The 24693-nt window shown below is 69.2% G+C and carries 18 protein-coding genes; 13 read left to right on the top strand and 5 right to left on the bottom strand.

The features are described from left to right. Nucleotides 1-127 precede the first annotated feature (127 nt). From AB7I40_RS13760 to AB7I40_RS13730, 7 genes are all read left to right on the top strand, one after another. Entirely contained in the window at nucleotides 128-784 is a 657-nt protein-coding gene (locus tag AB7I40_RS13760; RefSeq protein ID WP_428347976.1) for a DUF4389 domain-containing protein, read from the top strand. Nucleotides 785-825: 41 nt separating this feature from the next. Further along, nucleotides 826-2265 carry a CHAD domain-containing protein gene (locus tag AB7I40_RS13755; protein WP_428347975.1) on the top strand — a complete coding sequence of 480 codons (1440 nt, stop codon included), beginning with the start codon at nucleotides 826-828 and terminating at the stop codon, nucleotides 2263-2265. 49 nt (nucleotides 2266-2314) lie between these two features. Next, complete coding sequence (locus AB7I40_RS13750; protein ID WP_428347974.1) at nucleotides 2315-3340, top strand: SAM-dependent methyltransferase; 1026 nt, start codon at nucleotides 2315-2317, stop codon at nucleotides 3338-3340. A gap of 55 nt (nucleotides 3341-3395) precedes the next feature. Next, nucleotides 3396-4073 (top strand): alpha/beta hydrolase, encoded by a 678-nt coding sequence (locus AB7I40_RS13745; RefSeq protein WP_428347973.1) that lies wholly within the window; start codon nucleotides 3396-3398, stop codon nucleotides 4071-4073. 130 nt (nucleotides 4074-4203) lie between these two features. Further along, entirely contained in the window at nucleotides 4204-10638 is a 6435-nt protein-coding gene (locus AB7I40_RS13740) for a beta strand repeat-containing protein (protein ID WP_428347972.1), read from the top strand. 565 nt (nucleotides 10639-11203) lie between these two features. Next, nucleotides 11204-11614 carry a hypothetical protein gene (locus AB7I40_RS13735; RefSeq protein ID WP_428347971.1) on the top strand — a complete coding sequence of 137 codons (411 nt, stop codon included), beginning with the start codon at nucleotides 11204-11206 and terminating at the stop codon, nucleotides 11612-11614. A gap of 60 nt (nucleotides 11615-11674) precedes the next feature. After that, nucleotides 11675-12268: a TetR/AcrR family transcriptional regulator gene (locus AB7I40_RS13730; protein WP_428347970.1), complete on the top strand. Its 594-nt coding sequence runs from the start codon at nucleotides 11675-11677 to the stop codon at nucleotides 12266-12268. Here AB7I40_RS13730 and AB7I40_RS13725 read toward each other — a convergent pair. Together AB7I40_RS13725 and AB7I40_RS13720 are read right to left on the bottom strand one after the other, a co-directional pair. Then, complete coding sequence (locus AB7I40_RS13725; RefSeq protein WP_428347969.1) at nucleotides 12242-13573, bottom strand: APC family permease; 1332 nt, start codon at nucleotides 13571-13573, stop codon at nucleotides 12242-12244. The two genes, AB7I40_RS13730 and AB7I40_RS13725, sit on opposite strands and share 27 nt — an antisense overlap. A 144-nt stretch (nucleotides 13574-13717) precedes the next feature. Continuing rightward, nucleotides 13718-14743 carry a twin-arginine translocation signal domain-containing protein gene (locus tag AB7I40_RS13720; RefSeq protein WP_428347968.1) on the bottom strand — a complete coding sequence of 342 codons (1026 nt, stop codon included), beginning with the start codon at nucleotides 14741-14743 and terminating at the stop codon, nucleotides 13718-13720. 384 nt (nucleotides 14744-15127) lie between these two features. On the opposite strand from AB7I40_RS13720, the gene AB7I40_RS13715 reads away from it, so the two are divergent. Together AB7I40_RS13715 and AB7I40_RS13710 are read left to right on the top strand one after the other, a co-directional pair. Next, entirely contained in the window at nucleotides 15128-16087 is a 960-nt protein-coding gene (locus AB7I40_RS13715) for a threo-3-hydroxy-L-aspartate ammonia-lyase (RefSeq protein ID WP_428344965.1), read from the top strand. Nucleotides 16088-16155: 68 nt separating this feature from the next. Further along, nucleotides 16156-16767, top strand: a complete 612-nt coding sequence (locus AB7I40_RS13710; RefSeq protein WP_428344964.1) for a TetR/AcrR family transcriptional regulator — start codon at nucleotides 16156-16158, stop codon at nucleotides 16765-16767. Nucleotides 16768-16787: 20 nt separating this feature from the next. On the opposite strand, the gene AB7I40_RS13705 is transcribed toward AB7I40_RS13710, so the two are convergent. The 3 genes from AB7I40_RS13705 to AB7I40_RS13695 form a co-directional block, all read right to left on the bottom strand. Beyond that, on the bottom strand, nucleotides 16788-17021 hold the full coding sequence (locus tag AB7I40_RS13705) for a hypothetical protein (RefSeq protein ID WP_428344963.1): 234 nt from the start codon (nucleotides 17019-17021) through the stop codon (nucleotides 16788-16790). A 46-nt stretch (nucleotides 17022-17067) separates the two neighbouring features. Continuing rightward, nucleotides 17068-18450, bottom strand: a complete 1383-nt coding sequence (locus tag AB7I40_RS13700; protein ID WP_428344962.1) for an ATP-binding protein — start codon at nucleotides 18448-18450, stop codon at nucleotides 17068-17070. A gap of 68 nt (nucleotides 18451-18518) precedes the next feature. After that, nucleotides 18519-19268 (bottom strand): IclR family transcriptional regulator, encoded by a 750-nt coding sequence (locus tag AB7I40_RS13695; RefSeq protein WP_428344961.1) that lies wholly within the window; start codon nucleotides 19266-19268, stop codon nucleotides 18519-18521. Nucleotides 19269-19394: 126 nt separating this feature from the next. Here AB7I40_RS13695 and AB7I40_RS13690 point away from each other — a divergent pair, with 126 nt between their 5' ends. The 4 genes from AB7I40_RS13690 to AB7I40_RS13675 are packed head-to-tail and all read left to right on the top strand — an operon-like array spanning nucleotide 19395 to nucleotide 24683. Then, the gene (locus AB7I40_RS13690; RefSeq protein WP_428344960.1) at nucleotides 19395-20993 is read left to right on the top strand and encodes an ABC transporter substrate-binding protein; all 1599 of its coding nucleotides are present in this window, start codon (nucleotides 19395-19397) and stop codon (nucleotides 20991-20993) included. A gap of 17 nt (nucleotides 20994-21010) precedes the next feature. Next, nucleotides 21011-22045 carry an ABC transporter permease gene (locus tag AB7I40_RS13685; protein WP_428344959.1) on the top strand — a complete coding sequence of 345 codons (1035 nt, stop codon included), beginning with the start codon at nucleotides 21011-21013 and terminating at the stop codon, nucleotides 22043-22045. Next, nucleotides 22042-22878 (top strand): ABC transporter permease, encoded by an 837-nt coding sequence (locus AB7I40_RS13680; RefSeq protein WP_428344958.1) that lies wholly within the window; start codon nucleotides 22042-22044, stop codon nucleotides 22876-22878. The genes AB7I40_RS13685 and AB7I40_RS13680 overlap by 4 nt, the downstream gene beginning before the upstream one ends. Continuing rightward, a complete protein-coding gene (locus tag AB7I40_RS13675; protein ID WP_428344957.1) occupies nucleotides 22878-24683 on the top strand; it encodes an ABC transporter ATP-binding protein in 1806 nt (601 codons plus the stop codon). The genes AB7I40_RS13680 and AB7I40_RS13675 overlap by 1 nt, the downstream gene beginning before the upstream one ends. Nucleotides 24684-24693: the final 10 nt, after the last annotated feature.

Below are 24693 nucleotides of genomic sequence, written 5' to 3'. Positions count from 1 at the left end.
TCGCGTCACCAAGGACGCGGGCGTCGCAGCCGGCCAAGCTGCCCTCCCGAGGGGGACCTAAGCCTCTCGGCAGCCCCTGCCACCAGGAGCAGCATCGAAGGTAGGAAGCAATCACAGGAGGTTTGCCATGTCTGTCCCGGGTTCGCCTGCGGCACCAACTGCCTACCCAGCGCGACTGGAGGTCGACTACACACCAGTCCACAACCGGGTGACTGCCTTGTTCCGGATCTTCCTCGTCATCCCGATCGCGATCGTCTACGGGGTGCTCACCGCCGGCGCGACCCAGACCGTCTATGACAAGAGCGGCGACCAGGTGACCAGCACGACGGGCGGGATCGCCAGCGGCCTGTTCCTGGCCACCCTCCTGATGATCCTGTTCCGGCAGCGCTACCCGCGCTGGTGGTTCGACTTCGCCCTGGAGCTCACCCGGTTCGGCACCCGGGTCGGGGCCTACTTCGCCCTGCTGACCGACGACTATCCCTCCACGGTCGAGCAGCAGAAGGTCCACCTGGACCTCGACTATCCCGATGTCGAACACGACCTGAACCGCTGGTTGCCGCTGGTGAAGTGGCTGCTCGCGATCCCGCACATCGTGATCCTGTTCTTCCTCTCGATCGCCGCGTTCTTCTCGGTGGTGATCGCGTGGTTCGCCATCCTGTTCACCGGCCGCTACCCGCAGGGACTGTTCGACTTCGTGGTGGGTGTCGGGCGCTGGTGGCTGCGCGTCCAGGCCTACGCGCTCCTCCTGGTCACCGACCGCTACCCGCCCTTCTCGCTTCGCTGACGCCCGCAGTCCCACTGGCGACCGACAGGAAGGTCAGGTCGATGGTCCATCGAGCCCCCTCCGAGTTCGTCGAACGTGAGGTGACCCTGTCCGTGCCGTCGGACTGGGTGGTGCCCGAGCTCGACGACGCGGTGCCTCCCGGCGGCTCGGTCGTGGAAGCCCGGTTCGACCTGGAGGCCACCTACCTCGACACCGCTGACCACCTCCTGGCCGCGCTCGGCATCACCCTGCGCCGGCGCCGTGGCGGCGACGACCCGGGCTGGCACCTCAAGGTGCCCACGGCCGGTGCGCGCGTCGAGATCCAGAGCCTCAGCCGACAGCTCACCCCACCGAGGCGGCTCACCGATCGCCTCGCGGGGGTGTGCGGCGGTCGCGAACTCGTCGAGGTCGCCACGATCGGTACGACGCGCCGGGTGCAACGCCTGCTGGATGCCGCCGGGGGGTTGGTCGTGGAGATCGCCGATGACCATGTGCTCGGCGTACCGCTCGACGCCCCGCCGGGGTCGGGCGCCACCGTGACCTGGCGGGAGGTCGAGGTCGAACTCGGTGCTGCGGGGACCGACGAGCAGTTCGAACTCGTGGTCGGACAGTTGGTCGCTGCCGGCGCGGTCGAGCAGGGCACGACGATGAAGCTGGCCACGGTGATCGACCTCGACCTGCCGGTGGCCGGCGACGCGGTGTCCCAATGGATCCGCGACCAGTGCCGCCGGGTGCTGCTCGGCGAGGTGAGGCTGCGTGGCGAGACCGCCCCCGAGACCGTGCACGACACCCGTGTCGCCGTACGCCGCCTGCGCAGCGCGCTGCGGGTGTTCGCGCCGATCCTGCGCGAGGGCGACGACGTCCCGGACGGCGACCTGCGCTGGTTCGCGGGCCTCTTCGGCGACGTCCGCGACTCCGACGTGTTGGCCCACCAGCTCACCGAGGGGTTGGACGCCCTGCCCGGCGAGCTCGTCCTCGGGCCGGTCCGCCGCGATGTCTGCGCAGCACTCGCCCGGCAACGCGCGACGGCTGTTCGTGCCTGGCTCACCGCGACCCGGGAGGACCGCTACACCCAGACCATGGCCACGATCACCGCGTGGTACCTGGATCCTCCCGTGTGTGAGCTCTCCGACCGGAGGCTGCACAGGCTGGGGACCGCCCTCCTCCAGGACGTGACCCGCACGGCCGAGAAGCGGTTGGCCGCAGCCGACGACCGCCCCGACGGATGGCACCGGGCCCGGAAGGCGGCCAAGCGGATGCGTTACACCGGCGAGGCGCTGGAGCCGCTCCTCCGGGGCGCCAGTGAGGTCGCCGACCGGGGCGAGCACCTCCAGGAGCTGCTCGGTGAGCACCAGGACCTGCAGCTGCACCGGCAGTTCCTGCTGCGCGAGGCGCGACGTTGGGGTGGGCGAGCAGGTCACCAGAGCTTCACGCTCGGACTGCTCTACGCGGAGGCCGATCGTCGGGCAGCGGCCCTCCGGCAGCTGGACAGTGCACCCTGACCGTCCCTCCCGCCGCGGATGACAACGACGAGGACGGGTACGAGCACTCGTGACGTCGACCCGAGGTGCCCCTGCCGCTGATCCGTCGCAGCAGCAGTGGCGGACGGTGGCCGATCTCGACCTGGCCGGGCTCGAGCGCCTGCTCGTGGTGTCCGCGCACCCCGTCGCCGTGGGCCAGGCGGTCGTCAGCATGGTCGAGGCCGCCGAGCGGCTCGGGATGGTGATCGAGCACGTGGTGTGTGCTGATCGTGACGTTGCACCGGACGCCCTGGTGGACGTGGTGTGCCGGTCGGTCGCGGCACACGAGCGTCCGGAGCGGACGCTGGTCTGTGCGCCCTGGCGGTACGGCGGTGACCGTGACCACGCGGCCGTCGGCCAGGCAGCCCGTGTGGCGGCGGCGCGCTGCGGCAGTCGGCTGGTGGAGTATCCGAGCCGCCTGGCGGACGAGACAGTCCTCATCTCTGAGCCCGGGGAGGCCACCGACGTGTTCGAGACCCTGCACGACGCGACCGCAGATCCGTGGGGCGTCGACCACCGGTGGTACGAACAGCGCAAACGCGCCGTGACCATGGCCAGTCTGCCGCGACGTCGGTTCGTCCGCGCGCTGGAGATCGGCTGCTCCGTGGGGGCTCTGACTGTGGACCTGGCCGGTCGTTGTGACCGCCTGGTGTCCGTCGATGCCAGTGCCTCCGCCGTGCGCAGCTGCGCGGAGCGGGTGCACGACCTCCCTGGGGTCGACGTCAGCCGGCGGATCATCCCGGCCGAGTGGCCGGAGGGGACCTTCGACCTGATCGTCCTCTCCGAGTCCGGCTACTTCCTGACCCCGCTGCAGCTGGAGACCACCCTCGAGCGGATCCGTGCCTCGCTCACCCCGGACGGAGTGGTGTTGGCCTGTCACTGGCGGCACCCGATCCGCGGGTGGCCGCTCGACGGGGAGATCGTGCATCAGCGCATGATCGAGACCCTGTCGGCGTACTCCTGGGAGATCCTCGCCCTGCACCTCGAGCCCGACTTCGTCCTCCATGTCTTCGGGGCTGATCCCTCGGTGCTGCCGGACCCTCAGGAACAGACGTGAGCACTTTCGCCCGAGGCAGTCGCGGTGGGCCCATCCGAGGAAGGCGAGGCGGCAGATGGAGCCACGGCTGATCCCGGTTCGTGAACCGAAGCAGCCCAGCGCGGCGGTCCTGGTCCTGCACGGTGGGGCGGCGCGCCAGGAGCAGATGGTGGTCAGCCCTACCCAGCTGTCGGTGCTGCGCATGGTGGCCACGGCTCGCCAGGTGGCGCGCCGCGGTGAGGGACGGTTGGCGGTGTATCGGCTGCTCAACTCCTTCCGCGGCTGGGATCCCTCGCACACCCCGGTCAGGGACGTCCGCTGGGCGCTGGCCCAGGTGCAGCAGCGGGTCGGTGACCTCGACGTGGGCCTGGTCGGCCATTCCCTGGGTGGTCGTGCCGCCCTGCTCTCCGGGGACCAGCCGCGGGTCACGTCGGTCGTGGCACTGAACGCCTGGGTCGCCCCGGGCGACGACGTGGATCTCACGGCGCGAGGGACGTTGTTCGTCCACGGCCTGGCCGACCGCGTCGCCTCGCCGGCCCGTGCCCAGGAGTTGGCACGACGCCTCGCTGCCACCGCGCGGGTGTCGTTCATCGCGATCCCGGACGGCAAGCACGCGATGCTGAGGCATGGACGGGCCTTCGACCGCTACGCGGCCGACTACACCTGCCACACGTTGCTCGGCGGGTCGCCGAACCGACAGGTGTCCGGTCCGGTCGGGCGCGTCCTGGCCGGGGAGGACTGGGTGACGGCCTGAGGGCTGCGCGCCGGGCCTGCCCGAAATAGATCGATCCGCGCCGTAAGAAACCGCTGGCCACGGGCGTCCTTGTCTGAAGTCCTCAGACCGCCGACGCCCCGGCGACCAGTGAAAGCGATGCTCCATGCGCATGCACCCATCCGTTCGGCCACCTCTCGGCGCGCCCGCAGGGGAGGTGCCCGGGGCCGTGGTCGGCTTCCGGCTGTGGCTGTGGACGCTGCTCCTCAGCCTGCTGAGCATGGCGGTGGGGTCCGGGCTGGGTGCTCCGGCGGCGCGGGCAGCTGTGCCGAACCCGACGCCGAACACCGCCGTGATCACGGTCAAGGTGGGTGGCGATCGGACTGGCGTGAACGGTGTCACGCCGCTCCAAGGGGTGCGGCTCGGCCTCTGGACCCAGGCGGGGGCGAAGGTGACCACCGCCTGGGGTGAGTGCGTCTCCGACGTCGCCGGTGACTGCTCGTTCGTAGTGCCGGACACGCAGGTCGGTGGCGTGAATCGGGATGTCCGTTTCGAGGTGCGTCAGATCTCGGTCCCCACTGGTTGGTACATGAACCCCACCCTGCGCACGGGTAGCGCGAATGGGTCGGGCTCGGTTGCGTCGCCTTACCAGTTCTTCACGGGAGTGGCGTTGCAGGCCAACACGGTCTACCGCTCTGGCATCGACTTCATGAGTGACCCGAATCCCGGGCTCGAGGTCGCCAACGACTCGTTGGGCGTGTGGCAGCAGAGTCGCGCGAACAACGCTCTCCCACAGCAGTGCGGGATCGACGTGGCGCTGATCCTCGACCTCTCGACCTCCATGGGTGCGGCTGGGATCGCGGCCCAGCGTGCTGCCGCTGACAGTTTCGTGGATGCCCTCGTGGGGACGCCTTCGCGTGCCGCGATCTTCTCCTTCTCGAACTGGTCGCCGGGGGCCAATGGAGCCAACTTTCCCAACCTGGTCCCGCTGTCGACACAGTCGTCGGCCGACGCCTTCAAGGCGCAGTACGCCGGTTGGTCGGCGAACGGGGGGACGAACTGGGATCGCGGCCTGGCCAGTGCCGCCGAGGCGACCCCCAACTACGACCTCGCCATCCTCTTGACAGACGGAAGCCCGTCACTGCGCTCAGACCCCCTCCAGGGAACCTCGAACGTCACGAACTTCTCGTACGTCGAGCCAGCGATCTTCTCCGCGAATGCGCTCAAGAACAAGGGCACCAGAATCCTCGCGTTCGGCGTGGGACCCGGGGTCACCGGCCTCAGCAGCCTGAACCTGAGGGCCGTCTCTGGCCCGCAGGCCTACACCGGCGCCAACGGTGCGAGCGCCGACTACTTCCAGGCAGCGGACTTCGCGTCAGCGGGAGGAATCCTCACCGACCTGGCCGCAGGGCTCTGCCAGGGCTCGGTGTCGGTGGTCAAGCAGATCGTCCCCACTGGCAACACCGGCGAGAACATCGCCGGCTCAACACCTGCTCCCGCGGGCTGGCAGTTCACCGGGACCACGACGACTGCGGGCGTGACTGGACTGCCGAGCACCCAGACCACGACCAACGACGGCACCGGAGCGGCGCAGTTCCCCCTCGGCTTCCCCGGAGGCGTGACCAGCGCTGCGGTCACTGTGAAGGAGGCCCAGCAGACCGGCTACCAGATCGTGACCCAGGGCGGCGCGAACGCGGTCTGTACGAACCTGGCGACGGGTGCGGCCGTGAGTGTCACCAATGACAACTCGACACCCGGCAACCCGGGCTTCCGGGTCAATGCCCCGGCCGACGCGGCGGTGAGCTGCACCGTCTACAACCGGCTGCAACCCCCGAACGACCCCAAGTTGACCCTGGACAAGCGGGTCGCCTCGGTGACCGACGTCAACGGCAACGGGCTGACCGACGCCGGCGACCGCATCAACTGGGTCTTCGAGGTGACCAACACCGGCGACGTGCCCTTGACCGCAGTGGGCGTGACGGACGCGTTGGCCGGCACCGTGACGTGTCCGGCGACCACGTTGGCGCCGGGGGCCTCGACGTTGTGTACGGCGAGCCCCTACGGGATCACGCAGGCAGATGTGAATGCCGGCAACGTGCACAACACCGCGACCGCGCACGGGACGCCACCGACCGGTCCGCCGGTCGTCACTCCGCCGGACACGACCGACACCCCGACCGACCAGGTCTCGAGGTTGACCCTGGACAAGCGGGTCGCCTCGGTGACCGACGTCAACGGCAACGGGCTGACCGACGCCGGCGACCGCATCAACTGGGTCTTCGAGGTGACCAACACCGGCGACGTGCCGTTGACCACCGTCGGGGTCACCGATGCCTTGGCCGGTCCGGTGACCTGCCCGGCGACGACCCTCGCGCCAGGTGCGTCCACGCTGTGCGCGGCCGCTCCCTATGTCATCACCCCGGCTGACGTGAACGCCGGCAACGTGCACAACACCGCGACTGCGCACGGGACGCCGCCAACGGGTCCGCCGGTCGTCACTCCGCCGGACACGACCGACACCCCGACCGACCAGGTCTCGAGGTTGACCCCGGACAAGCGGGTCGCCTCGGTGACCGACGTCAACGGCAACGGGCTGACCGACGCCGGCGACCGCATCAACTGGGTCTTCGAGGTGACCAACACCGGCAACGTGACACTGACTGCGGCTGGGGTCATCGACCCGTTGGCCGGCACCGTCACCTGCCCCGTCACGACGCTCGCACCGGCTGTGTCGACCCTGTGTACGGCGGTTCCCTACGTGATCACGCAGGCCGATGTGAACGCCGGCAGCGTGACCAACGTTGCGACTGCTCATGGCACGCCGCCGACTGGCCCGCCGGTCGTGACTCCGCCCGACACGACGATCACCCCGACCTCGCAGGTGCCCGGCCTGGTGCTGGACAAGCGGGTCGCCTCGGTGACCGACGTCAACGGCAACGGATTGACCGATGCCGGCGATGAGATCGACTACGAGTTCGAGCTCACCAACACCGGCAACGTCACGCTGGCGAACGTCGACGTCTCGGACCCGCTGGTGGGTGCGGTGACCTGCCCGGTGACCACGCTGGCTGCGGGTGCCTCGACCGTGTGCACGGCCGACAACGCTTACGTCATCACCGCGGCCGACGTACAGGCCGGGAGCGTTCACAACCGGGCGATCGGTCACGGCACGCCGCCGACCGGTCCGCCGACCGACACCCCGCCGGACACCACCGACACCCCGACCGACCAGGTCCCTGGGCTGATGCTGGACAAGCGCGTGGTTTCCGTGAGCGACGTCAACGGCAACGGCCTGACCGATGCTGGTGATGAGATCGACTGGGTGTTCGAGCTCACCAACACCGGCAACGTGACGTTGACCGACGTGGCGGTCGACGACCCGTTGGCTGGGTCGGTGACCTGCCCGGTCACCACGCTGGCACCGGGTGACTCCACGGTGTGCGCCGCCGACAACGCCTACGTCATCACCGCGGCCGACGTCGACGCCGGTGTCGTGCACAACCGTGCGACTGCTGCTGGTGAAGGCCCCGGCGGTGACCCGAACGACCCGGCCGATGACGTGCCGTCCAACCCGGACACCACCGACACCCCGACCGACCAGGACCCGAAGCTGGCCCTGGACAAGCGGGTCTCGTCAGTGGCCGACGTCAACGGCAACGGTCTGACCGATGCCGGTGACGAGATCAACTACGAGTTCGAACTCACCAACACCGGCAACGTGACGTTGACCGACGTGGCGGTCGACGACCCGTTGGCTGGGTCGGTGACCTGCCCGGTCACCACGCTGGCACCGGGTGACTCCACGGTGTGCGCCGCCGACAACGCCTACGTCATCACCGCGGCCGACGTCGACGCCGGTGTCGTGCACAACCGTGCGACTGCTGCTGGTGAAGGCCCCGGCGGTGACCCGAACGACCCGGCCGATGACGTGCCGTCCAACCCGGACACCACCGACACCCCGACCGACCAGGACCCGAAGCTGGCTCTAGACAAGCGGGTCTCGTCGGTGGCCGACGTCAACAGCAACGGTCTGACCGATGCCGGTGACGAGATCAACTACGAGTTCGAACTCACCAACACCGGCAACGTCACGTTGACCAATGTGTCGGTGTCGGACCCGTTGGTGGGTGCGGTGACCTGCCCGGTCACCACACTGGCCCCCGGGGACTCCACGGTGTGCACCGCGGATGCGGCGTACGTCATCACTGCGGCCGACGTGGACGCGGGCAATGTCCACAACCGTGCGATCGGTCACGGCACGCCGCCGACCGGTCCGCCGACCGACACCCCGCCGGACACCACCGACACCCCGACCGACCAGGACCCGAAGCTGGCCCTGGACAAGCGGGTCGCCTCGGTGGCCGATGTCAACGGCAACGGTCTGACCGATGCGGGCGATGAGATCAACTGGGAGTTCGAGCTCACCAACACCGGCAACGTCACCCTGAGCCACGTGAACGTGTCCGACCCCCTGGCGGGTGCGGTGACGTGTCCTGTGACGGCGCTCGCTGCTGGTGCGTCCACGGTGTGCACGGCCGACAGCGCCTACGTGATCACGCAGGCCGATGTGGACGCTGGCAGTGTCGTCAATGTGGCGACGGGTCAGGGTACGCCGCCGACTGGTCCGCCGACCGACACCCCTCCGGACACCACCACGACCCCGACCGATCTCGAGCCGGGCCTCGTGCTCGACAAGCGAGTGGTGTCGGTGGCCGATGTCAACGGCAACGGTCTGACCGATGCGGGCGATGAGATCGACTGGGAGTTCGAGGTCAGCAACACCGGCACGGTCACGCTGACCAACGTGTCGGTGTCCGACCCGTTGGTCGGTCCGGTGACGTGCCCGGTCAGCACCCTGGCTCCCGGGGACTCCACGGTGTGCACGGCTGACAACGCCTACGTCATCACGGCTGCTGACGTCGATTCCGGCACTGTGCACAACATCGCCACGAGTCAGGGCACCCCGCCCACTGGGCCGCCGGTGGTCTCTCCGCCGGACACGACCGACACCCCGACCGACCAGGAGCCCGAGCTGGCTCTGGACAAGCGGGTCTCCTCGGTGACCGATGTGAACGGCAACGGTCTGACCGATGCTGGTGATGAGATCGACTACGAGTTCGAGCTCACCAACACGGGCAACGTCACGCTGGCGAACGTCGACGTCTCGGACCCGCTGGTGGGTGCGGTGACCTGCCCGGTGGCCACGTTGGCGCCGGGGGACTCCACGGTGTGTACGGCTGACAACGCCTACGTCATCACGGCTGCTGACGTCGATGCCGGCAATGTGCACAACACCGCGACCGCCCACGGCACCCCGCCGACTGGCCCGCCCGTGATCACGCCGCCGGACACGACCGACACCCCGACCGACCAGGACCCGAAGCTGGCTCTGGACAAGCGGGTCTCGTCGGTGACCGATGTGAACGGCAACGGTCTGACCGATGCCGGTGATGAGATCGACTGGGTGTTCGAGCTCACCAACACCGGCAACGTGACGTTGACCGACGTGGCGGTCGACGACCCGTTGGCTGGGTCGGTGACCTGCCCGGTCACCACGCTGGCACCGGGTGACTCCACGGTGTGCGCCGCCGACAACGCCTACGTCATCACCGCGGCCGACGTCGACGCCGGTGTCGTGCACAACCGTGCGACTGCTGCTGGTGAAGGCCCCGGCGGTGACCCGAACGACCCGGCCGATGACGTGCCGTCCAACCCGGACACCACCGACACCCCGACCGACCAGGACCCGAAGCTGGCTCTGGACAAGCGGGTGGCGTCAGTGACGGATGTGAACGGCAACGGCCTGACCGATGCCGGCGACGAGATCACCTGGGAGTTCGAGCTCACCAACACCGGCAACGTCACCCTGACGCACCCGGGGGTCAGGGACCCCCTCGCCGGTGCGGTGATCTGCCCGGCAGGCTCGCTCGCCCCTGATGCGTCGGTGATCTGTCACCCGCATGCGCCGTACGTGATCACGCTGGCTGACGTGGATGCCGGGAGCGTCATCAACGTGGCCACAGGCCACGGCACGCCCCCGACCGGTCCGCCGGTGGACACGCCTCCGGACATGACTACGACGCCGACCGACCAGGAACCCGGCCTGTCGTTGGACAAGCGGGTGGGGTCGGTGACCGACGTCAACGGCAACGGACGCACTGACGCGGGTGACAGGATCGACTACGAGTTCGAGCTCACCAACACCGGCACGGTCACCCTGACCGACCTGGCTGTGTCCGATCCGATGATCGGTTCGGTGACGTGTCCGGCTGCCCCGCTGCGTTCAGGGGACTCCGTGGTGTGCACGGGAGACCACCCGCATGTCATCACGGCCGCCGACGTGGCAGCCGGGCACGTGCGCAACACGGCGACGGCGACAGGTTCGCCGCCTGGGGACACTGCGGTGGACTCACCGCCGGACACGGTGACGACGCAGACCGACCCGCCGAACCCGCCGAACCTGCCGACCCAGCCAGGTGGCTCCCAGCCGCCGTTCCCGCAGCTCCCGAACACCGGGGGGCCGGCAGTCCTCGCGTTGCTGCTGGGCGTGGTCCTGCTGGTGGTTGGGGTGGTGGCCACCGTCGGGTCGAGGCGACGCCGTGGCTGACCGATGCAGATCCGTGCATCTGGGCCGTAATGCGGGAGGTGTCCCCGGCGTCTTGTAGATGAGTTCGCTCAGTGGTCCCACGACTGAGCGAATGGTGCGACAACAGACCGAGTGCCGAGTGGTTCCCCACGCCGCAGCGCACCCGCACTTGCACCGCACAGACCGGTCCGCCGTTCGGGTCCCACATCCCGGGCGGCGGACCGCCTGCGTTTCACGGGCCAGCCGAACTGGCAGCCACATTATGTGATGATAAATCAAGAAACGTGCAGCAGAACCCTTGACTACGCCGCCCGGACATTATCTGATGAAGCATCAGGAAATCTCGATCGTCGGTTCTGCTCAGTGTTCGACAGCCGCGGTCGAGAGCGAACTCGCTCGAAGGGTGGCCATGCTCATGAGTCTGAACCGGGTGATGATCAGGATGGTCTGCTTGTGTGCGCTCTGTTGCTGCGCACAGACCATCTCGCACGGGGTGGTCCGCATGTCAGCGGCGGCGGAGTCGTCGCAACTCAGCGTCGCCGGGAGGGTCTCGGATCGTTGTGCATCCGCCGTACGAGATCGGCGCGTGCCTGACCGCGTCTACCGCGCGGAGGCTTGGTCGATCCGTTGTGTGAGCGTCATCCGCGGCAAGGGCTTGCCGCGCGGGGTGCTCGGGTTGGCGATCCCGATGACGCAGACGATCCTGCTCAGGAGGGGGCAGGCGCATCCCCTCTGGACCCTGGCCCACGAGCTGAGCCACGCCTACTCGGTCGACCGACTCTCGGTGGACGCGCGGGCATCGTTCGCCCGCCGGGTCGGCCGCACGGAGTTCTTCGCCAGGAGCGGGACCTGGGCCAGCAATCCGGCGGAGATCTGGGCGAACAACCAGGCTCGGTGCGCCGGTTATCCCAACACCTCCCCGACGCGCAGGGTGCCGTGTCGCGTCATCCGTCGCTACCTCAGGGCTGCGGCGGACGACGCCAGTGTTGCCCGGTGAGCGCGACCGGCCTGATACCCTGACCGGAAGTCAGTGTTTCGTGTCCGGTAGGAGTCGTGCGTGGCCAGGAACAAGGAGCCGTGGCGCCGGGAGCGCATCCTCGATGCTGCTCTGGAGGTGCTGGCCACGGGGCGATCGGAACAACTGCGGATCGCCGACGTGGCGGCGGCGGCTGGCGTGTCCCCGGCCAGCGTGCACTACCACTTCGGTGATCTGAGCAGCCTGATCCTCGCGGCCATGGGCCGCGCCTCCGACGAGATGCATCGATCCCGACGAGACGCCATCGAGAGCCTGGAAGACCCTGCCGAGAAGCTGCGGGCGCTCATCGCCCTCGGCGTCCCAGACGTCGCCTCGCCAGCGCTGATCATCATGTACACGGCCACGGGACTCATGCGGGTGGACGAGGTCGCCATCCACGGCGGACGCGACCATGTCGAGAATCAGGTGGCCCTGTACCAGTCCGTCATCGAAGCAGGTGTGGAGCGAGGCCTCTTCGAGCTGAGCGCGGCTGCGCGCTCGATCGCTGTGAATCTGGTGGCTCTCGAGGACGCCTTCGACCTCTACCTGGTGCTGGGGATCGAGCCGGATGGGGAGCGGGGCCGCGCCCAGCTGCACAGCTATGCGGCCTCAGCCCTGTCGTTCGCCCTGTCCTGAGCTCGGGGGGCGTGGTGCCGAGATCCACAGCCAGAACCAGGTGGACCCGGTGGCCAGCAGGACCAGTGCCACGCCGACGCTGACAGGGTCGGTGACGAGCGCATGCGTGATCATCACGCCCATGGTCGCCAGCAGGAGGACCGGCGCCACCTGACTGCTCGCCGAGCCCGGACGCGCCCTGGTGCTGATCGCGATGGCGCAGGCGGCCACGGCCGAGTAGATGAACAGCAGGCTCGAGCCGGTGGCCGTGATGAGCGCCGAGGTCGGAGTCGTGATGGCGATGAGGACCACCGCGGCGCCGACGACGGCTGTCGCGCGTCGCGACTCTCCGGGCCGGTCGGCTCGGCTCGATCTCCGCAACGCGATGCTTCGCTGCCGTCCAGCGGCGAAGGCCGCCAACATGCGTGACCCGTAGATCAGGACGGCGAGGATGGCATTGAGCAGGGCGACGGCGATCGCCCACCGGATGGACTCCGCCTGCCACTTCGCGTGAGCGGTCGCCTCGAGCAGGTCGAGCAGCGGCTGGTCCGAGGACAGGGTCAGGCGGCCCACTGTCGTGGCGCAGCCGAGGACGGCCAGTGGCACCCCCTCGAGGACGATCGTGAGCGCCAGTGTCGTGTAGATGATCGTGGCGGTGCGGCGCGCACCGTCCACGACCTCCTCGACGACGTACGCGGTCTGGCCGTAGCCGTTCAGTGCGAAGAGGACGACGGGCACCGTCAGCAGGGTCGCGAGGGACGTCTGATCGACACCCGTGTGCGCGCACGAACGCACCACGCCTGCCAGGTCGCCGGGGCCGGGCAGGCGAAGGGTCTGCAGCGTCACGGCACCGAGTACGGCGACCTCCAGGGCCAGGCACAGGAGTGAGAGCCACACGGCCAGCCGCAGGCCGGCACCGGCAACGAGGGTGAGCGCTGCTCCCACGAGGGCGATGGCCGGAGCCCGGGGAGCTGTGGGCAGGACCAAGGACGCCGCCGCCTCCAGGAAGAGAGCGAGGACGAGGCTCAGCGTGGTCATGGCCAGCACGAAGACGCCGGCTGCGGCGACCGGGCCCAGGGCCTTGGTCGCCCAGGCCGACTCCCCGCCGTTGACCGGGATGTTCGCGCTGACGCGGGCGTAGGACATCGCGACGAGCACGGCCACGGGAATCGTCAGGAGGAAGGCGGGAACGCTGGCGGCGCCGAGTGCGGCGGCCACCGGCACCAGCGCGACGAAGACGCTGGAGGCCGGCGAGACTGCGGCCAGCCCGAGCACCACCGCGTGGCGCGCGCGCGGCGGTCGCGAGGTGCGTAGAGGGAGATCCACCACGCCCCCCAGTCCGGCCGTCCGGCCATCGACGTCCTCAGGTGACCCGAGAGTTCTGAGCAGGCGCCGAAAGTCGCACCCAAGGAGGAAGACGGCGAAACAGCCCTACTCCTTACTGTCGGCCGGGGGGCGGGTGGGGTGCCGTCAATGACGGCTCGGCGATGCCTTCGCTATCGGCGAGGCGCCGAGGCCACCGATGGTCCGGTTGTCGGCGAGGACCTTCCTGAACCCCGTCAGCCGCGGGGCGTCGAGGGCGTAGGGGTGGGCGATGCCAGGAGGCCACACGTGGAAGTACGCCATGCACACCACGTTGTGGTTGATCGCCGTCGTCAGGGCCTCGGTCATCCAGCGCTCGGCCTGCGCCGGGTTCGCCGGGTCGGTGCGGGAGCCCTGCTCGGGGATGAAGATGGGACGCGTCCCGGCGAAGGGCAGGACCGGGGTGAGCATCTGCTCGAACGACAGCCACTGCTTCCTGGTGCCCGGCTCCCAGGGGTTGTACATGTCGACGCCGAATGCGGATGTCGCCGTGGACACCCATTCCGCGGCCGGGCGTCCGGACCTGGTGTCGAACGTCCACCGCATCAGGATCTGCAGGACGGTGACCTTCGGCGCCCGTGTGGCTGCCCGGGCGTAGATGAAGTCGGTCATCCGCCGATGCCACTGAGGCGTGTTCTCCCCACCATCGGCGTCCTCCTCGGGCTCGTGGTGCACGGTCAGCGACAGGGGGGCGTCCAGCGCCGCCAGGCCGGCCAAGAGGAGGTCGAGCCAGGCGTTGTGCCTGCCTTCGGCGACGCTGCGCCATGACCCGGGCGGCTTGATCGACAGCATGGGGTAGCGGTTCGCGGCGACGTCCTCGGCGGCGCGGGCCACCAGCGACTGCCAGGCGTCGGAGGTGCTGGCGAAGCTTCGGCGGGTCCCGCACCTCATCTGGATCTGGGACTCGAACTCAGACATCGTGAGGCTTCCGCCGGTGGCCGTGCGTCCGGTGGCGGCCCCGTAGTAGAGCCGGCGGGGGCCGGGGTCTCCGACGAAGCGCGGCGCCACGCTGGCAGCGTGAGCGGGGCTGACGTCGAGTCCCGCCGTACCCAGGATGCCGGCGGCTGCCGCGCCGCCGGTCAATTGCAGAAACGTACGGCGGTCGAGGGTGCTCGGGTCGGTCGTCTCTCTCATGGTTCCCTCCCTGTCCTGGTCGCCCGCGGCATCCGAACCGTGAGCATTAACTGACTAACAATCAGAGAATGTTGGAAGGGTGTGGTCAAGAGAGGTCTAGACCATTTCTTGATGATAAGTCAGAAAATGGTGGAGCCAGAAGAGAACTCCGCCGCTGGGCGAGATGTCCGGTGGCCGGCCGTCATCCGGGTGGTGCCACGTCCGTCTCTCCTCATGGGTGTGAACGGGTCTTGACAAGCCCCCATCATTATCTGATGATTAGTCAGGAAACGGAGCCGGATCGCACCATCACCCGGCCCCTCCAGGCTGCGGGCCTCCCGTCACCCCCGGGACGGGAGGCCCGCTTCGGCCAGGTCCTGCGGCCGGTCGGCCTATCCTCCGAGCATGCTGACCTTCGGGGAGATCGAGCTCGCGGCGCGACGTCTGCACGGCGTCGCCCACAGGACGCCGGTGCTCACCTCGCGAACCCTCGACGACCTGCTCGGCGCCCGCGTCTACCTGAAGGCCGAGAACCTCCAGCGGATGGGCGCGTTCAAGTTCCGCGGTGGCTACAACGCGGTGAGCGCACTGACGGCGGCCGAGCGGGCCGCCGGGGTCGTTGCGTTCTCCTCCGGCAACCACGCCCAGGCGGTCGCCCTGGCCGCGCAGCTGCATGGCTGTCCCGCGACGATCGTGATGCCGCGAGACACCCCGGCCTCGAAGCTGGCCGCGACCCGGGGGTACGGCGCGGAAGTCGTCCTCTACGACCGTCTGAGCGAGGACCGAGCCGCGATCGCGGAGCAGCTGGCGACCTCGCGCGGATCCGCGCTCATCCCGCCGTTCGACCATCTGCCCGTGATGGCCGGGCAGGGCACGGTGGCTCTCGAGCTGATCGAGGACGTGGGGACGCTCGACGCGATGATCGTGTGCGCAGGCGGTGGTGGGCTCTTGTCGGGGTGCGCGGTGGCGGCCAAGCACCGGCTTCCCGCGATCGAGCTGTACGGCGCCGAGCCCGAGCGTGGCAACGATCTCCAGCAGTCGTTGCGCACCGGCCGGATCGTCTCGATCGAGGTGCCGGACACGATCTGCGACGGGCAGCAGACCCAGGCTGTCGGCGTACTGCCCTTCGAGGTGATCCGGGCGACGGTCACCGACGTGCTCACGGCGACCGACGACGAGGTCGTCGCGGCGATGCGATTCGCGTTCGAGCGCCTCAAGACCGTGCTGGAGCCCTCCGGGGCCTGCGCCCTGGCGGCACTGATGGTCCATGCCGACCGCTTCGCGGGTCAGCGGGTCGGCGTCACGTTGTCGGGCGGCAACATCGATCTGGACCGGTTCTTCTCCTTGGTGTCCGGCCGGCACTGACTCGCAGGGCCGCGGGACGCGTCATAGGCCGCATTTGGAGCGGATTGCCTGATTGATACCTTTTCGGGGTGGGCAGGCCGAAGGAGTACGACGAGGCGCTCCGGGCTCGGCTGGTCGACTGTGCGACCCAGGCGCTGGCCACGGGGGGCGTCGCCGCGCTCTCCTTGCGGGTGGTGGCGGCAGAGGCTGCCACGACGACCAACGCGGTCTACGCCCTGTTCGGCGGCAAGGCTGGCCTGGTGCGGGCGGCCATGGAGCAGGCCCTTGCGAATCTCAAGGAGGAGCAGGCCAGGCATGTCGTGGAGAGCGGCGACCCGCGGCTCGACCTGAGTGAGCTGGCCCGGTCCTATCGCCGGTGGGCGGTCCGGTTCCCGGCGCTCTACTCCATCATCTTCGAGGGTCGGGTCTTCGACGACGAGCAGCCGCTGGCCTACACCTCGGCGTACCCGGCCTTCGACCGGCTCGTCGAGGCGGTACGCCGCGCAGCCGACGCCGGCCAGCTGAGTGAGTCCGACGCCCAGCGGGTCGCGCTCTCCCTCTGGACCTCGATCCATGGGTGGATCACGCTCGAGCCCGTGCTCCTGGGTGAGTGCTCGGAGGAGGAGCGGGTGGCTGCGTTCGACGCGCACCTGGCCGGCGTGGGACGAGCCTGGTTCGTCGAGGCATCCCGAGGCGCCTGAGGCTCGCTCCGCCTCGGGGCTCAGCTGCGATCCGGCCGCGCGTTGAGCGCGTCGAGCAGCGACAGGCTGATCACGTCGGCGATGCCTCGTTCGGTCTCGGTGGCGGCGATCGGCGAGGTCGCCATCCGCAGGAGCAGGTCGAGCAGCTCGGCAGGATCGACCTGGTGGGTCCAGACTCCGCCGTCGGGCCACTGGTAGGACAACCGGCCCGTGTGCGGCTCGTAGTCCAGTCGGCCGAAATGCAACCTGGTCACGTGCGCCCCCCGCTGACGAACCGATGTCAGCCGAGAGATTACAGCGTCATGGAACCTTCGTCACCGGGACCTTGACGTCCTGTCCGCCCTCCTGGGTGAGCCGCGCGCCCATCTGGACGAAGCTCGGAGCGGGCACGAACCCGCCGGCGAGCAGCACCTCGCCCTGCGCGAAGCTCGGGGCCGCGTGCAGCATCGCCGGGGGAGTGAAGCCGAACAGCTGGGCGAGCTCCTCGACGTCGCTGGGGGAGTTCATCCGCATCAGGGCCAGGTTGTCGCACTGGGAGAGCACCTGCGGGTGCAGCTTGGAGGGGCGCTGGCTGGAGAGCAGCAGCCAGAGCCCGAACTTGCGGCCCTCGGCGGCGATCTGGATCAGCCGGTCGGTGACGGCGGCGGCCAGCGTGCTGGCCGGCTCGGCGGGGCAGACGTTGTGGGCCTCGTCGATGACGATGAGGGTCGGCGTGCGGGACCCCCGGTTGGCCCACAGTGAGTCCAGCACCTCCAGGCTGACCGCGAGCGGTTCGGCCGGATCCTCGAAGCCGCCGAGGTCCATGACCGTGATCCGGGTCCCGGAGTCGATGATCTCCACCGCCGAGGGACGCTCCTTGGCCCAGACCTCCCAGTCCAGGACGCCGAGGTTCTCGATGCGCTGCGCGAGCGCGATCTGGTCGGGTCCCCCGCGCTGCAGGGTGTCCAGCAGCGAGGTGAGCCCGTGCCGGCTCGCGTCGGCGGTCTCGCGCATGAACGTGTTGTACTCGCCCCGATCGGCCACCGGGTCCATCCGCAGCACAGCGGCCTTGCTCCGCGGCGACATGCTGGAGAACCGGGCGTGCAGCGTGTCGCTGCCCGAGGTGCCCGCGCGCAGCACCCGCAGGTCGGTCGCCCTCAGTCGTTGGGCGACCTCCTCGGGCGCGCCCGGCAGCGTCTCGCCCAGGCGCACGAAGTCGGCGTTGGGGTCCAGCACCACCATGCGCAGCTCGGTGGCCAGGATCAGCTGCTCGAGGATGACGCCGAGCGCATAGGTCTTCCCCGATCCGCTCTGCCCGCACAGGAACGTGTGTCGGTTGAAGCCCTGTGCCTTGAGGTGGGCTGGCGTCTCGAGATGTCCCGAGCGCCAGGTGCCCACCGGGATCGCGGCGCCGGCGCTCTGCTGCATCGACACCAGCAGGTCGACCGTCGCCGCCTGGATCGATGCCTCCGCGAAGGGCCGGCGTACGCCGCGCGTCGGGTGACCGTCGGCGTCCAGGCAGGTGAGGACCGCGCCGAGACCGAGCAGCTCGCCGGTGTCGGTGACCGCGTGCTCGAGCACCTGCCCGGCGTAGCGCTCCCTGGTCCCGGTGTCGATGAGCACCACGTCGCCCGGCACCAGCGGGGCCTCGCGCTCGGTGCGGAAGGAGAACCGTCGGCCGTCGTACGACGAGGCTTCACTCATGGCCACATTGTCGACCCGGGTGGTGACGCCGCGCCACCACCCGGACGGGGCAGGTCAGGCGGGGCAGATCAGGGGCGGGCGGTGCCCTGGCTGCCGGCGCGCAGGAGCGCGACCTCGGCGCCGGCCTGGGCGGTCAGCGCGCCGAGGGTGGCGAACCGCGCTTCGGTGACGCGCACCCCGGGGCCCCAGATGCTGATCACGGCGATCGGCCTCCCGTCGCGGTCCAGCGCTGGCGCGGAGACGCCGTAGAGGCTGGACTCGAGCTCGCCCCGGCACACGCCGTACCCCTGCTCGCGGGTGAGCGCGAGCTCCTCGAGCAGCTCGTTGCGATCGGTGATGGTGGTCGCGGTGTGGGCGGTGAGCTCGCGCGGCAGCAGCCGCTCGACCTCCTTCTCGCTGAGGAAGGCGAGCAGCGCCTTGCCCGTGGAGGTGGCGTGCAGCGGCACCGAGCGGCCCAGCCACTTGGCCGACACGATGGCGGTGGGGGCGACCTCGTCGACGTAGGTCAGGCCCTCGCCCCGGACGACGGCGAGGGCGGCGGTCTCGCCGGTGAGGGCGGCCAGTCGTTCGAGCACCGCGTGGGCGGTGGCGATCAGGCCCTCGATGCCGACGTTGCCGGCGATCTCGGCCACGGTCAACCCGATCGACCACCGACCGGTCGCCCGGTCGCAGGAGACCATGCCGTGGGTCTCCAGGGTGCTCAGGATCCGCCAGGCGGTGGCCCGGTTGAGGTCGCAGGCCTCGGCCAGGGCGGGGGCCGTCGACTGCGCCCCGGTGGCGGTCGCGACGGCGCGCAACAGGGCCACCGCACGGTCCACGGACTGGACTCTGGAGGCCCTGGGATAGCCGCTGGAGGGTCGGGAGGGTGAGCTCATTCGTGACCTCGAAATGCTTGACCTGTGAGATTCCACACTATAAGTTCGCATTATATAGGAGGTGTTCGGATGACGAACCGACCAGTCCAGGGCATGGGTGAGGGAAAATTCTCTCGCCGACAGGTGCTGCAGTACTCCGGTCTCGCCGCGGCGGGAATCACTGGCATGAGTGCCTTGGCCGCCTGTGGTGGCGATGACGGCGGCGGCGGCGGTGGCGGCGGCACCGGCGGGGCGCAGAAGTCCGGCGGCATCCTGACCCACGGGGCGACAGGCGGCAGCAGCAAGGACACCATCGACCCGCACGCTCCGGTGACCAACCCGGACATCGCCCGGGTGAGCAACCTCTACGAACCGCTCCTCTTCTGGGACAACGACTACAAGCTGGCCCCCGCGCTCGCCGAGAGCGTCGAGGCGTCGTCGGACGCCAAGCAGTGGACGATCAACCTCCGTCAGGGAGTGACCTTCCACAACGGCAAGACGATGACCGCCGAGGACGTGCTGTTCTCCATCGGTCGCGTGACCGGTGGCGGCGACCCGGCCAAGGCCACGTCCGCCGGTGGCATCCTGGCCGGCATCATCGACCTCGACGCCAGCAAGGCGGTCGACGACAACACGGTGCTGCTGGCCCTCAAGCAGCCCTACGCGATCATCGACCAGCTCCTGGCCGAATACACCTTCGGCATCATCCCCTCCGACTGGGACGCGGCCAAGCCCGTGGGCACCGGGGCGTTCTCCTACTCCTCGTTCACGCCGGGCAAGGACAGCGTCTTCAAGAAGTACGCCGACTACTGGGGCACCCCGGCATTCGTCGACGAGCTGCACATCCAGGACTTCGCCGACGACAGTGCCAAGGTCAACGCCCTGTTGGCCGGCCAGATCCAGACGGTCGACAACCTCCCGACCACGCTGATCGACTCCGTGAAGGCCCAGGGCGGGTCGCCGTTGATCTCCGACACCGGTGCCTGGGTGCCGTTCACGATGCGGGTCGACGTGGCTCCGTTCGACGACCCCCGCGTGCGTCAGGCGATGCGTCTGATCGTCGACCGTCAGCAGATGATCGACCAGGCGCTGAGCGGCTACGGCTTCCTCGGCAACGACATGTATGCCCCGTTCGACCCGGCCTACGCCAAGGACCTGCCGCAGCGCGAGCAGGACCTCGACCAGGCCAAGTCGCTGCTGAAGTCGGCAGGGGCCGAGGGCCTCCAGGTCGAGCTGTTCACCGGTGACGACATCGGCTCGGTCGCCACGGCGAGCGCCAGCCTCTTCGCCGAGCAGGCCAAGGGTGCGGGGGTGGACGTCAAGGTCACGAAGAAGACCCCGTTCTACGGCGAGGACTACCTGAGCTACCCGTTCGCCCAGGACTTCTGGAACACCCGCCTCTACATCCCGCAGGTCGGCGTGTGTGCCGTCAAGGGCGCGACCTACAACGAGACGCACTGGGACAACGCCAAGTTCGCCGGGATCATCGACCAGGCCTCGCGCGAGGTCGACGAGACCAAGCGCAACGCGCTGCTCCAGGACGCCCAGCAGATCGAGTACGACGAGGGCGGCTACATCATCTGGGGCTTCCGTCAGCAGGTCGACGGCTACTCGTCGACGGTGAAGGGGCTCGAGCCGAGCAAGTACCTGCCGCTGGGCTCCTACAAGTTCCAGAACGTGTCCGTTTAGCCTCCGGAAGGGCGGCCATGACGCAGACAACCGCACTACCTGATCCGCTTGCAGAGGTAGCGCCGCCGAAGAAGGCCCACGGGGCCAATGCCTGGGTGATGTGGTTCGCCCGGCGTATTGGCCTCGCGGTCCTGACCCTGTGGCTCGTCTCGATCCTGGTCTTCTTCGCCACGGCGGCGCTGGGTGACCCGATCCGCGCCATCCTCGGCAAGGACTACAACGCGCAGCCGGACCGGGTCGCGCAGCTCCGGGACCAGCTCAACCTCGACGACCCGCTGCTGACGCGCTACTTCTCGTGGCTCGGCGGGCTGCTGCAGGGCGACCTGGGCACCTCCATCGCCACCCTGCGCCCGGTCAAGGACCTGATCTCGAGCAACGTGGTCAACAGCCTGGTGCTGGTGCTCGTGGCCGCGGTCGTGATGATCCCGGTGGCGTTCGGCATCGCGATGATCTCGGCCAACTACCGCCGCCGTCGACCCGACACCATCATCCAGACCATCCTGCTCGCGCTGGCCGGCCTGCCGGAGTTCGTGACCGCGATCCTGCTCGTGGCGATGTTCTCCACCGTGGTGTTCCACTGGCTGCCGGCGGTCACGCTCGCCGGTGCCGCGGGACATCCGTGGGACCAGCCCAAGAGCATGATCCTGCCGGTGGCCGCGCTCACGCTGGCGGTGGCGCCGTACGTGTCCCGCATCGTGCGCGCCACCCTCCTGGAGGTGCTCGACAGCGACTACGTCGAGCTGGCGCGGCTCAAGGGCATCCCGGAGACCGTGGTGATGCGCAAGCACGCCCTGCTCAACGCGATCGTGCCCGGCATCCAGGTCATCGCCCTCCAGCTGGCCTGGCTGGCCGGTGGCGTGGTGTTCGTGGAGTTCGTCTTCTCCTATCCCGGAGTGGGCTTCCAGCTGGTCGACGCGGTCCGCAACCACGACGTGCCGGTGGTGCAGGCGCTCAGCATGCTGATCGCCGCCGTCTATGTGGTGGTGAACCTCGTGGCCGACCTGCTCTCGATCCTGTTGACACCCCGAGCGAGGACGGCGATCAGCTCATGAGCACCACCAGCAGCCCGGGCGTCCTGCGCAGGGCGGTCACCCAGAAGCGGCTCCTCTACGGAGGCATCATCACCCTGGTCGTCGTGGCCTTCGCGGTCCTCGGCCCGCTGTTCGCCCCGCACGGCCAGAACGAGATCGTCGGTGCCCCGTTCTCCAAGGACTTCGGCGTCTTCGGCACCGACTACCTCGGCCAGGACGTGCTCAGCAGGCTGATGTACGGCGGCCAGCTGATCCTGCTCATCTCGGTGCTCGGCACCCTGCTGGGCATGGTCGTCGGCACCCTCATCGGGGTCGTCGCGGCGTACGCCGGTGGCTGGTGGGACGAGGTCATCATGCGTCTCAACGACGTGACCCTGGCCTTCCCCCAGATCCTGCTCGCGCTGGTCGTGCTCACCTCGGTCAACGATCCGAAGTGGTGGATGATCGTCCTGCTCATCGGCCTGTCCCACGCCCCCCGCGTGGCCCGGCTCGCCCGCGGTGTCGCGCTCGGCATCGTGTCGCGGGACTTCGTGATCGCGGCGGAGGCGCTGGGCGAGCGACGCTCCCGGGTGATCCTCGCCGAGGTGCTGCCCAACATGAACGCCCCGCTGCTCGCGGAGGCCGGCCTGCGGCTGACCTACTCGATCGGCCTGGTCGCGGGCCTCGGGTTCCTCGGCTTCGCCAGCGACCCGAACGCTGCCGACTGGGGCCAGATGATCAACGAGAACAGGCTGGCGATGGCCAGCCAGCCGTGGTCGGTGCTCGCACCGGTGCTCGTCATCGGTCTGTTCACCATCGGCACGAACCTGATGGCCGACGGCATAGCGCAATTCTCAGCCAAAGGTGGCGACTGATGACGGCAACGGGCACCGACAGCGCGGCGGCGACCCGCGAAGCGCACGGGATCACGGTCGAGGGCCTGCGGGTCGGGCTGACCGGTCGCGGCATCGACGTCGTCGACGACATCAACCTGGTCCTCAAGCCCGGCGAGGTCGTCGGCCTGGTCGGCGAGTCCGGGTCGGGCAAGACCACGGTGGGCACGGCCCTGCTGGGCTACTCCCGCGCCGGTGCGCTGATCGAGCACGGCAAGGTGCTGCTCGACGACCGCGATGTACTCGATCTGCCGTGGAAGGCGGTGCGCAAGATCCGCGGCGAGGAGATCGCCTACGTGCCGCAGGACCCTGCCTCGGCGCTCAACCCCAGCATCCGGATCGGTCGCCAGATCGTCGAGCTGCTGGAGCTGCGCGGGATCGGCACCTCCGAGTCCCGGCTCCAGGGCGCGCGTGACGGGCTGGCCGAGGTGGGCCTGCCCAACGACGACGAGTTCCTGCGCCGCTACGCCCACCAGCTCTCCGGTGGGCAGGTCCAGCGGGTCGCGCTGGCCATGGCCTTCCTGCCGAAGCCGAAGGTGCTGGTCCTCGACGAGCCCACCACCGGCCTCGACGTCACGACCCAGGGCATGGTGCTCAAGACGATGGGCGAGCTGTGCCGCAGCCACGGCGTCGCGGCCCTCTACGTGACCCACGACCTTGCGGTCATCGCCAACATCGCCGACCGGGTCGCGGTGATGTACGCCGGCCAGATCGCCGAGCTCGGCCCCCGCGACCTGATCTTCAAGGACCCGACCCACCCCTACACCCGGGCCCTGCTCGACGCGATCCCGCACATGAGCCAGGCCCGTGCGCTCAGCGGCATCCCCGGGCGTACGCCGGCCCCGGGTCGACGCCCCGAGGGCTGCCGGTTCAACGACCGGTGCGAATACGCGATCGACGCCTGCCGTGAGTCGGTGCCCGAGCTGCGAGAGATCGCGCCGCAGCACGAGGTGCGCTGCATCCGCGTCGGTGAGATCGGCAGGTGGGACATCTCCCGCGGTGCGGTGCCCGACACCGACCCGGACAAGGCGCGCGACATCATCATGAGCGTCGAGGACCTGGAGATCTTCTACGGCCGCAAGCGGGTCGTGCACGGGGTCACCTTCGACGTCGCCAAGGCCGAGGTCGTGGCGCTCGTGGGCGAGTCGGGCAGCGGCAAGACCACCATCTCGCGGTGCGTCGGCGGACTCCACGACCAGTGGACCGGCTCGATCACCTTCGAGGGCCGGGAGCTGGGCAAGGGATCTCGCAAGCGCAGTGCCGAGGACCGCAAGCGCATCCAGTACATCTTCCAGAACCCCTACCTGTCGCTCAACCCGCGGCTGACCATCGAGCAGATCGTGAAGCGGCCGATGGAGCTGTTCGGGCTGGCGAAGGGCCAGGAGGCCACCGACAAGGTGGTCGAGCTCCTGGAGCAGGTGGCGCTGGGGCCCGCCGTACTCAAGTACCAGTCCAACCGGCTCTCGGGTGGTGAGCGCCAGCGCGTCGCGATCGCCCGGGCCCTGGCCGCCGAGCCGGACCTGCTGATCTGCGACGAGATCACCTCGGCGCTCGACGTGTCGGTGCAGGGCTCGATCGTCGCGCTGCTCGAGAGCCTGCGGCTCAGCCGCGGGATCAGCATGCTGTTCGTGACCCACAACCTCGCCCTGGTGCGTTCGATCGCGGCCCGGGTGCAGGTGCTCAACGCGGGTGTCGTCGTGGAGTCGGGTCCGGTCAAGAGCGTCATGGACGACCCGCAGGACGACTACACCCGCCGCCTGCTGGCCAACACTCCGGCGATCGCCTGATGGTGAGCTA

It is taken from the genome of Nocardioides sp., from assembly GCF_050246775.1.
In the GTDB taxonomy this organism is placed as follows: Bacteria; Actinomycetota; Actinomycetes; order Propionibacteriales; family Nocardioidaceae; genus Nocardioides.
Note: the sequence above shows the minus strand (reverse complement) of the source record. Positions and strands in the feature narration are given on the sequence as shown.

Bases quoted from the DNA above. Each gene is read 5' to 3' on its own strand.
- AB7I40_RS13760 (WP_428347976.1), top strand. From the start codon at position 128: ATGTCTGTCCCGGGTTCGCCTGCGGCACCAACTGCCTACCCAGCGCGA.
- AB7I40_RS13755 (WP_428347975.1), top strand. From the start codon at position 826: ATGGTCCATCGAGCCCCCTCCGAGTTCGTCGAACGTGAGGTGACCCTG.
- AB7I40_RS13745 (WP_428347973.1), top strand. From the start codon at position 3,396: ATGGAGCCACGGCTGATCCCGGTTCGTGAACCGAAGCAGCCCAGCGCG.
- AB7I40_RS13740 (WP_428347972.1), top strand. From the start codon at position 4,204: ATGCACCCATCCGTTCGGCCACCTCTCGGCGCGCCCGCAGGGGAGGTG.
- AB7I40_RS13720 (WP_428347968.1), bottom strand. From the start codon at position 14,743: ATGAGAGAGACGACCGACCCGAGCACCCTCGACCGCCGTACGTTTCTG.
- AB7I40_RS13715 (WP_428344965.1), top strand. From the start codon at position 15,128: ATGCTGACCTTCGGGGAGATCGAGCTCGCGGCGCGACGTCTGCACGGC.
- AB7I40_RS13700 (WP_428344962.1), bottom strand. From the start codon at position 18,450: ATGAGTGAAGCCTCGTCGTACGACGGCCGACGGTTCTCCTTCCGCACC.
- AB7I40_RS13690 (WP_428344960.1), top strand. From the start codon at position 19,395: ATGACGAACCGACCAGTCCAGGGCATGGGTGAGGGAAAATTCTCTCGC.
- AB7I40_RS13685 (WP_428344959.1), top strand. From the start codon at position 21,011: ATGACGCAGACAACCGCACTACCTGATCCGCTTGCAGAGGTAGCGCCG.
- AB7I40_RS13680 (WP_428344958.1), top strand. From the start codon at position 22,042: ATGAGCACCACCAGCAGCCCGGGCGTCCTGCGCAGGGCGGTCACCCAG.
- AB7I40_RS13675 (WP_428344957.1), top strand. From the start codon at position 22,878: ATGACGGCAACGGGCACCGACAGCGCGGCGGCGACCCGCGAAGCGCAC.